Here is an 11,961-nt window from a genome sequence, read left to right as displayed (position 1 = left end):
ATTTTTTTGGATCGTTCGGGTTGGCGCGGCGTTCATCCGATACCCAAAGGAGAAATCAACATGGGCGACGACCGGGAAGACAAGATTCGTGAGCGCGCATACCAGATCTGGGAACGTGAAGGCGGGATCCATGGCGATCCCGAGCGGCACTGGCACCGGGCCGAGGCCGAGATCGACAGGGAGGCAGCCCTGCCGCTGACGGCAGGCGATGCCCTGCCGGAAACCCGCGAGGTCGCGAGCTCAGACATCTTGACGGTGGAGGCCCTGGCGGTGCGCACCGGCATATCGGGCGAACAGGCGCAGGAACTGATCGACAGGCTGGGCAACGACCGGGCGGCGATCGAGCAAGCCGCGCGCAACCTCAAGGGGAAGCAGCGGCTCGGGGAGTGACAGATGATCAGAAAACTCAAAGACGGAAAATACCGCCTCTATTCGCGCAAGAAGGACGAAAAGACCGGCAAGCGCCGCAATCTCGGCGCACCTTCGATACCCGCGAGGCTGCGGAAAAGCACGGACGCGAGGTGCAGTATTTCAAGAGGCATTGAGGCGGCATGCCGTCGCTTGCCAGGCAACGGCGCCGGATGCCTGGCGGAGCCTGAATTCCAGCCCGTGACAAGCCCGTCGCGAAGCCGCTCCCACAGGCCAAGCGACGACCACTACGCATCCTACAGCGGACAACGGCGCCCCCTGCATCTCGCCCTATCCCGATGCCGGCGATGACGGCAGCTATGTCGATACGTCGTCGGTGGAGGGCTACGCGCCATCGGATGAACCCGGCGCCGCCGAGCTGTCATCCGACCACATGCAATACTGCTTCAGCCGCTACCGGTCATATCGGCCGGGAAGACAACAGCTATCAGCCCTATTCCGGGGGCGCGCCGGCAGTGCGAATAGGTGGGGGTGCTGGGCGGCACCTGGCGTCGGGCATCTGCAAGCTGCGTGCTGAACCTGCCGGAGGCCGGAAGGTGCCGGTTGGCCCGTCCTACGTCGAGGCGCAGGGAGGTAAGACTGGTAGATTCGGGGGGCTGGATGGAGAGATGAGAGGTAGATGGAGGCCGGCTGAAGAGTAGGAAGTCGCGGGTGTCGGCGCACCGTGATCGATGACAAGCGCGATGCTGTTCGTCTCGTGCGATCGGCACGCTAGAAAGGTTTAGTTCTCTGCAGTCGCGTCCAGGTCCGCGGTCAGGATCGGCCAAGGCTTGCCGGACGCAAGATCAGGGTGGCGCGGCTCGGCTTCCGGCACTCCGTATTCATCTCTAACTAAGTCGATCTGACGCAACAAGCGTGCGGCGACGTCCGAAGCGCCGCCGTCAATGGTCATCGAGAGCAGGCTGCGGCGCAATTCGATGGCAGGGATCGGTACGACATTATAAGCTCCCTCCCAAGACTCCGAAGGCACGTGCTCGGTGGTGGCCATTTCGATGCTTCGGTAACCGAGAAGAGACCGTTTCTGGTCAATTTCCAACCTAGCCAACAATAACAGTCCTTCCTCGTCAGGGTTCTCGGCGACTACACTGGCAAGTATCGCGAATCCGCGCGATGTTGGGCTACCGGTCAACAGGCTGTATACATGGGCTCTTAGTTCCGGGTGCGCGGCAATCAGATTTCCTAGTTCCCGTGCCAAATGCCAATCGCCCACCCCTTTGAAAACGCCATTGCCGGTCAAGTCAATGAGACGACGGGCCGAAGACGGCGTACCTAGGCGCAGAGCAGTCATCCGCCAGTGAAAATCCTTGTAGAAGTTTGGATTGTCTTCCGCGAGTTTGAACAAAAGTTCTTCAGCTTCGACTGATGGAGCATGCCCTATGGCCCCAAGCATTTCCGACAAGAAGTCTGGCCCACTTTGCGCGGGATGCATGCTGCGCAAAATGGCAATCGCTTCTGCGGGTCGGTTCACGAATGGCAATAGGCGTAACCACGCCTTTAGTTCATAGCCCCCGCCCTCCGTGAGTATCCACGCTTCCGTCTTCGCCGCTTTGAAGGTCTCGGCAATGCCATCGGCCACTACATCTATGTCGATTTCTGCGCCGGAAAGGATAAGGCCGAGGAATAAGTCCGCACGTACTCGCCTCGGCGCGAGCGCAATGAGTTTCTGGATAATGCTGGCACGCCGTCCGTGCGGTAGCTGCGAGGCGACAATGCCAAGTTCGACAGCGAGCATCTTCTGCTGGCTCGCGGCGTTTTCTGCAATCAGTGGTTCGATTGCGGCGAATATAGCTTCCGCTTCAGCCGAAGTCTTATCAGGATCGGTGACACGAGCCTCGCGTTTCTCCTTCACACGCGAGAAGTCAACGCCACCGAGAAAGCGCTTTCCGTTCGGTGGTTCGTTCGTAGTCCTCCATTGATCGGTGAGCACCCGCGCGGCTAGCGCGCCGAAATGCTCATCTGCCAAATACTCCTGCATCATAGCGGCTGTCTCCGGCGTTTTGATTGCCAAGAACGCGCGCTGGTATTCATGTGTCATCGGCCAGCGGGCTTCGTCCACCGCTTCGCTCCGCCGCCATTTGACGGCCTCGGCATCTTTCTGGAAAGCTCTGTAGCGCTCCAGATTGTCGTCAAGCAGGCCCTTCAAACGGGGCAACAGACTCACTGACGGCACGTGGCTCGCAAGTGTCGCGATACTAGCCTTCTGTCGACGTTTCGCATCCTCCGAAACAAGCAGTCGTTTGCCCCAGTCTTCGACTAAGCCTTGTATAGCTAGAACGGAGTCTGCGTCGAATGGCCTGCCGCGGTCGGTTTCACCATCTGGATGGCGCGAGAGCAGATTGGCAAACTGCTCTATTCGTTCGTTGTCCGCCTGCGCCGCGCGCGCCAGGATAGCGGCAACGAGGCTTGAGCCCGGCACATGCGCGATCCGGGATTCCAGTCCTCGGTAGAGTTCGCTCGCTGCATTGTCGTATGTGCCATCTGGGCGGACGCGCGATCCCACGACGAGCAGCGCGTCAACTAGGCGCCCGGCGGCCTCCGGCCCAAGGACTGACGCCGCGGCTTCCGCACGATCGTCGTGGCGGGTTGGATCGGCTAGCACCAATTGGGCAAGAGCATCGTCTTCTACAACAAATCCAACTGATGCCAGAATATCGTCCGCGCCGTAGAACAGTGTGCGGCCCGCTCTTACCCGAGCAAGAAGACCGTCCGCGATCGCTCGCGGATAACGGTTGCGCGCCTCGTAGATAAGTTGCTCCTTGGCATCTTGCCGTTCCTCGATTTCCATAGTGCTGATGAGGTGGGTCAGCTCAGCGCTGTGATCCTCAGCACCTCGCGCGTAAACAATCGCACGTAACCGATTAGCAGCCGACGCATCTTTCGCCTTCTGCCGCTCTTTTGCCGCCGCAAGTCCCTTTCCAACCTGTTCGTCCTGCACCTCATCGACGAGGCCTTTGCTCACAATCAGGTCGAAGGTTTCGTCGCTAGCATCTCGCAATACTTCGGCGACATGGCGGTCCGCATGCCGGAAAGCCAGCGCATCGACGACTGAGGCTTGCACCTCAGGGTCGGGGTCTTTCTTCGCAATTGTGGTCGCAAGGTCCAGGCCGTCGATGCCGCTGTGCGTAGCTATCTCATGCAGCAGCACCGCTCGCACCTTCGGAGCCAAAGCCCTGATTTTCTTTTCGGCGTCAGGCCCAAGTATTGACGGCCTAAATCGCCGGCAGTTGCGCAGCGCCTTGAGACTGATCTGCTCGTTCTCGTTAGTGAGGAGCGGCCACACTGCGCCGATGAATTCGGGACGACCCGACGTGAGCATGAAGCGGAAAGCGCGGTCCACCTTACCGGGCACGTGCCAACGCGCCACGAGTGCTTGAATGGTCGAAGCGATCTGTGCCCACACTTCTTCCGTGGAACGGAAGATCATCTCCGCGGCGAGAATGGGATCGAGCTCGAACGCGGCGATGATGGCCTTGCCACACGCGGCACGCTGATGCGCGTCGCCGCGTGCCAGACGCTCAACTGCGAAAAGAATAGCCTCCTCCCATACCGGAAGATTGAAAACTTCCACCTTCAGGGCCTCGCGTGCTTTGGCGTCTGCGACCTCGGCGACGATGCGGCGTTCGACCGAATGAGAGGCGTACCATTCCTGAAACTGCTGGTGCTGGAACGAATAGCCGGGCGTGTCGCCCGCGCGCATCAGCACGTGGTTACTGACGAGTACATCGAGCACGGCCTCCGGCTGTGGCTTGATTGTGATCTGCCCGTTGTCAGCGAGCAATGTTTCTGTCTCGAAGATCGATCGCCGTGCGTTGCTGTCGGTAATAGACGTATTTGCCGTGCGCGTGGCGAGGGCGGCGAGCCCATCAAGGTAGTCCTGTTCGAATCCCTGCACAACCGCGTGCAGCGCTTCCGCGCGGCTGGCTTCCTTTTCGTGCGCGGACACAAAGTGCCGCAGCACTTCTTCCTTTGTCGTCGGGAACGGCGCGCCATCAGGTAGCGATAACAGCGCCGCCAGATAGAGAGGCACCGTTACAAGCTCACGCAGGCCCGTGGTGCGCCAAGCTTGGTCCACGATCTTCGCACCTGCGTCGCCGCCCGTCGCGACCGCGATCTGAATTTGCTGGTCTTCATTGAGCGGCAGCAGGTCGACGCGTGCTCCTTCGAAAGGAACGTCAAGAGCTTGCCTGCGTGTAGACACAACTAGGCCGAGTTTGGGCAGCTCTGCCTTGAGCCTGGCGATTTGGACGCGCGCTCGCGCTCGCGCTTGTGCGTCTAGCTCGTTCCAGCCGTCGAGCAGCAGCACGACGCCAGGCTGGTCAGCAGCTTTGCGGAAGTCATCTTCCGAGATTCTATTGAACGCCGGGCGCTTCAGAATCGAGTCCAGAACGGTCACGCCTTCCGTGGCCCAATCGCCAAGTGGCACGACGACGGGCGTGCCGTTGCCGCTAGCCAGCACGCCTTCGGCAATTTGGAAGAGTGTCGTCGTTTTGCCCATACCGGGGCCCGCGACGAGGATCAAATCATCCAGAGACGTGATCGCCTTGGCGAGCGCGCTTGTCGTTACCGGTTCTTCGAACCTCTCCACTCTCAATATGAGAGCAACCGAGGTGGATGGCCACTTCACGGTTCGTCGGAAAACCTTGAGATCCGCTTCTGCCGCTGTTCGAACGCGCAGCGCCAACTGCGTGTCTTCCGCAACTATTGGCCCACGCGACGCTTCGTTACGCAGCACTCGACGCCATGACTCGATTTCCGCCTGCCTCTTCCATTCGCGCAGGCGCTCGACCGTGAATTCCGGATCGGTGGAGTCGATGGCCTTGCCGTGATCGCGGCACATCCAGATACCGTTCTTTGCGGAGGAGCGCTCCTCCAGCGACATAGCCTTGTCGTAGCGTGGGCCGCCGGGCGCAGCCGCGCAGATGTGGGCCGCCGTACCAATGTTGATTTCACCGTCAGAAGTAGCGCCGACCGTCGGCGTGCGACACGTCGGAAACGAGCACAGCCAGCCCGCGCGCTTTGCGATCTGGAGCCTCGTCTTTTCGCTGAAATCGTCTCTATTCTTGCTAGCCATTGAGCGGCGATACTTTGATACGCCGGCACGAATCAGAGCGGCGGCTGCATGATACTCTTTTCTTGCCTCCTAAACCGCAGGCCGTTCATCAGCAGGCATGCAAGGTTGCCAACGCGCAAGCCCGCGAAGCATCGTCCCCTCCACCGCATCAAGCCGTTCCTGCAAATGCCCGTTCAGCACAATCATCTCCTTCAGCGCCTTCACCGCATCGCCCTTATGCAGTGCGATGAACCTGTCGGCGATGGCCTGCAGCGCAGCCTCCTGGCGGCTGTCCAGTGTCACGATGTGGTCCATGGCGGTGCCTCCAGCGTTCCTGTTGAAATTGAACAAAACGGGAACAAAAATGTCAAGAGCGAATTGACTCCGCGAGGAATGCCTTCCTATTTGTCAGTAGGCGGGGCGGTTGCTCACAAATCGAGGAGAGCCGCGATGGGCAGACGAAAAAGCCGGTTCGACAGGCTGTCGGCGAGGGATGCGGAGGCGATCATCAGGGACGCTTTGAGCCTGCGCCGGACGGTGCTGTCGTCGCAGCTGCATCTGAAGGCGCATGGCGAGCTGTTCTGGCAGCTTTGCGGGCTTGTCGAGAAATTGCACGAGGTGCTGGCCAGCGTCGCGGAGAAGGAGCCCGATTATCGGATGGCGGAGCTTGGCCTGCTTCCGCTGCCCGAGGATTACTCGACCCGGAAATGAGCCATGGCCGGGCCGATGGACAGCGTTGGACGTGCCGCCAAGGCCAACATGCTGCTTATCGTGGAATGCGGCCATTGCTACCATGTCGGACGGTTCAGGGCGAATGACGTGGCGCAGGTGGTGGGCTGGAACAAGCCGCTGGAAGCCATCAGGTTCAGGTGCAAGCGATGCAGCCGCAAGGACACGACGGTGAAGACGCAGTTCATCGACCAGGATCATCCGCCCAAGGGCTACATCTGGGTGCTGCAGAAGTTCAAGCGCTAAAACAATGAGCCTTGCACCGGCGCCTGCTGCGGAAACTTGATCTGTGTCGCCGGCTTGTCGACGATCACCAGCGCATCGTCGGGCGCCGTGCGCTGCAGGTGCCTGGCCTCCGACCATGGCGCGGTGAGCCAGATCTCGGTTTCTTCCGGCGTGGCCAGGATCACCGGCATCGCCTTTTCGTGGATCGGCGCGATCAGCGCGTTGGGCTGGGTCGTCATGAAGCCATAGACCTGGTGATCGCCAGGGCCGTCCTTGACCTTGCGAATGCCCTGCCAGCGTGTCCACAGGCCGGCAAAGAAGAACAGCGGGCGGTCCTCGCCGAGTGCAAACCAGTAGTTGCGCTGGATGCCGGTCTCGGGGTCCTTGTCGCCGGGCGCCGGGCTGGGCTCGGCGAAGCTGGTGACGGGCACCACGCAGCGGTTCTCGATGCCTAGATATTGCTGCCAGTGGCCGTATTGCGGATTGCGGATGTTGGTGGTGCCGTAGTCGGCTTTGCCCTTCACCCGCTCCAGTGGCGTCGGCATGCCCCACAGCAGATTGGCCAGTTCGCGTTCGCCGTCCGGCGTGTTGCGCACCACCGGGCCTGGCTGGTTGGGATAGATGTCGATGGACGGTTCGAGATTGCCGAGGATGTCGCGCAAGGCGCTTGTCCACTGGCGGATGGCCTCCTGGCTGGTCGTGATGTTGTAGAGATTGCACATTTCAGGCCGTTCCCGGATGCTCAGGCATCTTGTTGGAAACGGCCCAAAATTTCCAGCGCTGTCCGTTGGGTTGCTGACACGGCTGGTCGTGTCAGCAATGGCGTTGTGAGACCTACCGCGCCGATTGTCTCATAGCTTGTGCGGCGACTGCCGCGAGAAAGGCCCTCGCCGCGGCATCGCAGGCCGCTCGGGACGGGCCCTTGGCAAAGAGAAGAAGCTCCGCGGCTCGAATGTTGAGCCCGTGCTTCCTTGCGAATGTGGCTAGATCGTAAGGCTTGGTGTCGTAAGGTTCGTCGTCGTAGTCGATCGTCAGATCGTAGTTTTCTTTCATTTTCTTCCTCCCTTTAGCGATCTCCCCCCTCCTGTCGCTAACGCAAAATTAACGTCGATCGCGGCAGGCGAGTCCACCAATCAGCGATTGTGTAAAAAACGTACGAGCTCGGATGCTCGCCCTCGCAACGGGGCCGCCGCGAGCAATCGCAGCGGACCGGACCGGTCGAAAGAGCCGATGATGATGGCAAGGTTGGAAAAGGCTGCCATGGCCTGGTGCTACGGGGCGTCCGCGACGCCTGGCGGGCCTAAATGGCCGTCATTTTCATCTTCCAGGCCCGGTCCGCAAACCCGGCCTCGTTGGCTTCGGCTAAAGAATAAATCCGGCTAATAACACCGTAAGGAGCAGCGACAGCGGAACGGCCGCGAGACACCAGATCTCCAAAGTGTTGTTTTGCAGCGGGTCCATCCTCAGCCTCACTTTTTGGTTTGTCATTGTGACACTAACGGTTGGCCGGAGGTAGCGGTTCCAAGCGACGCCGTTCATAGAGCGCTGCCTGTGCGGCATATTAGCAACAGCTTGACAACCGCTGAGCCCGTACCGCCTGGACAACTTACTGGCGCCGGTGGATGCGTATTCCGCAGGACAAGCGCCCCTCATCAGGGACCTAAGTCTGACCTGCCTGCGCAATGGTCTTGTGTACGGCCGGCGTCGGGAACAACTGCGCCCGTCTTCAGTTGATGGCGTCACCTCCTTGAGGAGACATCGGCGCAGAATCAGTCCCTTCATGCGCTGATTAGGGTCCGCCTGCCATTGCTGGATTTGGCAGGCGGACCCGTGGTTCTGTAGAGAGCGGCGCTGATTGCAATGCAGGCGCCATCCGTTGTTTACTAGCTCTTGCAGAGAAACGAAGGGCTCCAATGATCCAGGACAATGCCACGGTAGGCGTCGTGGTGCCGATGTTCAATGCCGAGCGAACCATTGGCGCCACCTTGACCAGCATCTGCCAACAGGACCATCAGGCGCTGGATATTATCGTGGTGGACGACGGATCGACGGACCAGTCCGCCTCGATTGTTGCCTCCTTTGCTGAGAAAGACCGGCGTATACGCCTGATGAGGCAACCGAACACTGGTGTTGCACAGGCCCGCAACAGGGGTGCGGCCTGTACCGACGCCGAGTTTCTAGCGTTTGTCGACGCGGATGACCTCTGGGCCCCATCCAAAATTGCACTGCAACTGCGCGCCCTGCAGGAAGGCGGCTCTTCTGCGGGCCTGGCATATTGCTGGTTTGCGCAAATCGACGAGGACGGCCGGGTATTCTCATTATACAACCGGCCCGATGCCGATGGCCGCGTTTTGCAGCGGATGTGCAGAATGAATTTTGTCGGCAACGGAAGTTCGATGCTGATGCGTCGCTCCGCATTTGAGCGGGCGGGACAATTCGATCCTTCCCTGAGGGCCAGGAATGCACAAGGCTGCGAGGATCTTCTAATGTGCCTGAGAATTGCGGAAAGTTACGAATTCCGCGTCGTGCCTCAGCACCTCGTGGGTTACCGGATGACAAACGCCAACATGTCGAGCGATGTCATGCAGATGCTTCGTTCGTGTGAGATTGTTCTCGCCGAGTTTCGCGAAAAATATCCGCAGTTCGGCAGCGATCTCGATGCCCATATGGTCGACATGATTCATTGGCTTGCCGTGAGAGCATTGATCGGTGGGCAGCTTTACGCGGCCGGCGACCTATCGAAGAAACTCTTCGTCCTGGATCCGCGCACGGCAATTTCTCGCCTGCCCAACATGGTAGACGTTTACTGCCGGGCTAGGTTGATTCCTCGCTGGATCAAAGCTCGAGTAAAACGGATGCGAAACGCCGAATTTCGGCCGCTTTATAATGAAATGAGTCGGTGAAGATGTCGCCAAACTGGCGCGCAAATGTGCTGGAGGCAGATCTGCGGAAAATGTTCGGCGCGGCCAGCTGCGAAGGTGTCCGCCATGTGGATTTGGACATCCAGGGTGCTCCTGAAAGCTGCGATTCCGGGATGATCGTCATGTGGCGTGACGGACTGCCGGTTGGGCACTTGCTCAAGGGAAGCGATGGTCAGTGCCGCGTTTCCCCGGTTGCGGCCGCTCAAGACTCAGGACCGACTTCACCGATAATGAACCTGCCGAGGGCCAGCGTCGTCATCTGCACACGCGACAGGCCGAACGAATTGCGGCGCTGCCTCGCCTCGCTTCCTCAGCAAAGTTTTCCACCGGCAGAGATCATCGTGGTCGACAACGCATCGAAAGGCGACGAAACGCGCCAGGTCGTTCTGGCGGCGGGTGCAATTTACCTGCGCGAGGATCGACCCGGCCTGGATATTGCGCGCAACCGAGGAGCTCAGAGGGCGTCCTCGGCTATCGTTGCATACACTGACGATGATGTTCTGCTTCATCCGCATTGGCTTGAGCGATTGGTTGCTGCCTTCGACAGCCGGTCGATCGGCGCCGTGACGGGTCTTGTGCTGCCCGCCGAGATTGCCACCGAAGCCCAGCGGTTTTTCGAGACATTCTGGAGCTTCGGGCAGGGCTATACTCCACAAATCTTCCGCGCGGACGACTTCGCCGCGAGAAAACACGAGGTGTTTCCTTCCTGGAAAATTGGTGCCGGCGCCAGCATGGCGTTCCGCCGCGAAGTGTTCGACCGAGCTGGGCTGTTTGACGAGCGCCTCGACGTCGGTCAGGCCGGATGTTCGGGTGACTCGGAATATTGGTATCGGCTGCTCGCCAATGGATATGACTGCCGTTACGAGCCTGCGTCCGTCGCGTTCCACTTTCACAGACGGACGATGGAGGGCCTGGCCAAGCAAATCTACTTCTATATGCGCGGCCATTCAGCCGCATTGCTCGTCCAGCATGAACGGACTGGCATCAAGGCGAATTTGAAACAAGCCTTGAAGTGGAAACCGCTTTGGTATGTCGGCCGAGTTCGTAGAAGACTCCTCGGACGCAGCGTTCCTGAGGATCGTTTCCTTTGGCCGGAAATCGCCGGCTATGTTTCCGGACTTCTGTTCTATCTTCGAACAAGGCGGGTAGTCCGGCGTGGCGGATGATCCGTTTGTTTCGATCGTTGTTCCTGCGCGTAACGCGGAGGCGACGCTGGCTCAAGCTCTCGATTGTCTCCTCGGTCAGGACTTTGCTAACTGGGAAGCGATCGTCGTCGATGATGGTTCGACGGACGGTACCCCAGCGGTCATCGCCAGTTATGTGGAGCAGGATGCTCGATTTCGGACAGTGAGCTCTTGCGCAAATAGCGCGGCGGGGGCGCGAAACAAGGGGATTTCGGAGGCGCGCGGCCGCTGGCTGATGTTCCTGGACGCGGACGATTGGGTGGACGCCAGCTTTCTGGCGAAAATGCTGGCCGTGTTGGGAGCCTCGCCCGATTCAGTAGCTGCCTATTGCGGTTCTCGCCGGGTGATGCCCGATGGTGCACTTACCCCACCGAGCATTGCGCCCGAGGTCGCGATCCAGCCTTTCGAGACATTCGCGCGCCGCTGCGCCATCCGCACTCACGCGTTGCTAATCGATCGCGCGACAATTACCGAGTTGGGCGGCTTCGACGTTTCGTTGCGCACCTGCGAGGATTGGGATTTGTGGCAGCGCGTCGCGCGTTTAGGCAAACGCTGGGTGATGGTGGACGAGCCGCTCGCTTTCTATCGGAACAGCCCCGGCTCGCTCACCCGCAATTCGACGCAAATGCTGGCAGACGCGGAAATCGTTATCGCTCGCGGCTTTTCCGCCGATCCCAGGGTCAAGCACCCGGCATCCGCTCACGCCAATGGAGCGATTTCGGCGCACGGCGGAACCGCTTCCGAAGCACTCGCGTGGTTCGTGTTGTGGAACGCCGCATCGGATTGCGGCAGTGGCGGCGGGTCGATCGAGCCGCAGACGCTGCGCGCGCTCCCGGCCAGATTTGAATGGGCCCGTGAAATCGCAAAGGTGGTCTTCGACGGCCTGGTGGTAGGAAGTAGATCGGTGCCGGAGCAATTGGCTGCGAGATGGGACAGAATCGGCGGGCCCGTCACCGAGCTGGTTGTAGAACTCGGCAAGGTTTGGGGCGACCCTGTTGCCGGGCGCCGCGTACAATATCATCTCGAGCAAATGCTCCTCGACTTCGATGACTTAGCCGCGCCGCGCAGGCTGGCGCGGACGCTTGCGATACGCGTCGATGTCCGAAATCCACGCTCGACCGAACTTCCGAAAGGGATCGATCAAATTTATGCCTACCTCGTGAAGGATGGCCAGATCGAAGCGCTCGTGCAGTTCGGTGTACTCGGAAACGTGACGAGGCGTCATTGGATTGATTTGATCCTGAATTTCGTACCTACGCAGGAGTTTATACGCGGACTCTCCGGCCATGAGCGCATGGTGTTCCGCTTCTGGAGATGTTTCGCGCGGCTTGCGAGGCGATCGCCCGTACATGCACCGCAAAAGGGCGCCGGTGCCGATAAGTCAAACATGTTTGCAGCCGAGGCATTGTTGTCCATGGCGGGA

10 protein-coding genes and 1 pseudogene are annotated in these 11,961 nt (G+C 59.8%); 7 read left to right on the top strand and 4 right to left on the bottom strand.

What is annotated here, in order from left to right:
* Positions 1-60 precede the first annotated feature (60 nt).
* Both NKI19_RS05225 and NKI19_RS32820 read left to right on the top strand, forming a co-directional pair.
* A complete protein-coding gene (locus tag NKI19_RS05225) occupies positions 61-390 on the top strand; it encodes a DUF2934 domain-containing protein (RefSeq protein ID WP_352489970.1) in 330 nt (109 codons plus the stop codon).
* A gap of 409 nt (positions 391-799) precedes the next feature.
* Positions 800-894: pseudogene (locus NKI19_RS32820) on the top strand (BA14K family protein); the annotation flags it as partial.
* Positions 895-1,150: 256 nt separating this feature from the next.
* On the opposite strand, the gene NKI19_RS05220 reads toward NKI19_RS32820, so the two are convergent.
* Both NKI19_RS05220 and NKI19_RS05215 read right to left on the bottom strand, forming a co-directional pair.
* Positions 1,151-5,500: an NACHT domain-containing protein gene (locus NKI19_RS05220; RefSeq protein ID WP_352564165.1), complete on the bottom strand. Its 4,350-nt coding sequence runs from the start codon at positions 5,498-5,500 to the stop codon at positions 1,151-1,153.
* A 69-nt stretch (positions 5,501-5,569) separates the two neighbouring features.
* Entirely contained in the window at positions 5,570-5,794 is a 225-nt protein-coding gene (locus tag NKI19_RS05215) for a hypothetical protein (RefSeq protein ID WP_352489967.1), read from the bottom strand.
* Positions 5,795-5,929: 135 nt separating this feature from the next.
* On the opposite strand from NKI19_RS05215, the gene NKI19_RS05210 reads away from it, so the two are divergent.
* Positions 5,930-6,190: a hypothetical protein gene (locus NKI19_RS05210; RefSeq protein ID WP_254819421.1), complete on the top strand. Its 261-nt coding sequence runs from the start codon at positions 5,930-5,932 to the stop codon at positions 6,188-6,190.
* Between the two features lie 3 nt (positions 6,191-6,193).
* The gene (locus NKI19_RS05205; protein ID WP_023677293.1) at positions 6,194-6,454 is read left to right on the top strand and encodes a hypothetical protein; all 261 of its coding nucleotides are present in this window, start codon (positions 6,194-6,196) and stop codon (positions 6,452-6,454) included.
* On the opposite strand, the gene NKI19_RS05200 is transcribed toward NKI19_RS05205, so the two are convergent.
* Both NKI19_RS05200 and NKI19_RS05195 read right to left on the bottom strand, forming a co-directional pair.
* Complete coding sequence (locus NKI19_RS05200) at positions 6,451-7,155, bottom strand: SOS response-associated peptidase (RefSeq protein WP_352489966.1); 705 nt, start codon at positions 7,153-7,155, stop codon at positions 6,451-6,453. The two genes, NKI19_RS05205 and NKI19_RS05200, sit on opposite strands and share 4 nt — an antisense overlap.
* A 112-nt stretch (positions 7,156-7,267) precedes the next feature.
* Positions 7,268-7,486 (bottom strand): hypothetical protein, encoded by a 219-nt coding sequence (locus NKI19_RS05195; RefSeq protein WP_352489964.1) that lies wholly within the window; start codon positions 7,484-7,486, stop codon positions 7,268-7,270.
* Between the two features lie 860 nt (positions 7,487-8,346).
* On the opposite strand from NKI19_RS05195, the gene NKI19_RS05190 reads away from it, so the two are divergent.
* The 3 genes from NKI19_RS05190 to NKI19_RS05180 all read left to right on the top strand — a co-directional run.
* Positions 8,347-9,336 (top strand): glycosyltransferase family 2 protein, encoded by a 990-nt coding sequence (locus NKI19_RS05190; RefSeq protein ID WP_352489963.1) that lies wholly within the window; start codon positions 8,347-8,349, stop codon positions 9,334-9,336.
* Positions 9,337-9,338: 2 nt separating this feature from the next.
* Positions 9,339-10,520, top strand: a complete 1,182-nt coding sequence (locus NKI19_RS05185; protein WP_352490111.1) for a glycosyltransferase family 2 protein — start codon at positions 9,339-9,341, stop codon at positions 10,518-10,520.
* A partial coding sequence (locus tag NKI19_RS05180; protein WP_352951096.1) for a glycosyltransferase family 2 protein occupies positions 10,510-11,961 on the top strand: 1,452 nt, incomplete at its 3' end. The genes NKI19_RS05185 and NKI19_RS05180, both read left to right, overlap by 11 nt.

The organism is Mesorhizobium sp. M0751 (assembly GCF_040320265.1).
Lineage (GTDB): Bacteria > Pseudomonadota > Alphaproteobacteria > Rhizobiales > Rhizobiaceae > Mesorhizobium.
Note: the sequence above shows the minus strand (reverse complement) of the source record. Positions and strands in the feature narration are given on the sequence as shown.

Excerpts from the sequence above, each read along its gene's own strand:
- NKI19_RS05225 (WP_352489970.1), top strand. The coding sequence starts at position 61 with ATGGGCGACGACCGGGAAGACAAGATTCGTGAGCGCGCATACCAGATC.
- NKI19_RS05220 (WP_352564165.1), bottom strand. The coding sequence starts at position 5,500 with ATGGCTAGCAAGAATAGAGACGATTTCAGCGAAAAGACGAGGCTCCAG.
- NKI19_RS05215 (WP_352489967.1), bottom strand. The coding sequence starts at position 5,794 with ATGGACCACATCGTGACACTGGACAGCCGCCAGGAGGCTGCGCTGCAG.
- NKI19_RS05210 (WP_254819421.1), top strand. The coding sequence starts at position 5,930 with ATGGGCAGACGAAAAAGCCGGTTCGACAGGCTGTCGGCGAGGGATGCG.
- NKI19_RS05205 (WP_023677293.1), top strand. The coding sequence starts at position 6,194 with ATGGCCGGGCCGATGGACAGCGTTGGACGTGCCGCCAAGGCCAACATG.
- NKI19_RS05200 (WP_352489966.1), bottom strand. The coding sequence starts at position 7,155 with ATGTGCAATCTCTACAACATCACGACCAGCCAGGAGGCCATCCGCCAG.
- NKI19_RS05195 (WP_352489964.1), bottom strand. The coding sequence starts at position 7,486 with ATGAAAGAAAACTACGATCTGACGATCGACTACGACGACGAACCTTAC.
- NKI19_RS05190 (WP_352489963.1), top strand. The coding sequence starts at position 8,347 with ATGATCCAGGACAATGCCACGGTAGGCGTCGTGGTGCCGATGTTCAAT.
- NKI19_RS05185 (WP_352490111.1), top strand. The coding sequence starts at position 9,339 with ATGTCGCCAAACTGGCGCGCAAATGTGCTGGAGGCAGATCTGCGGAAA.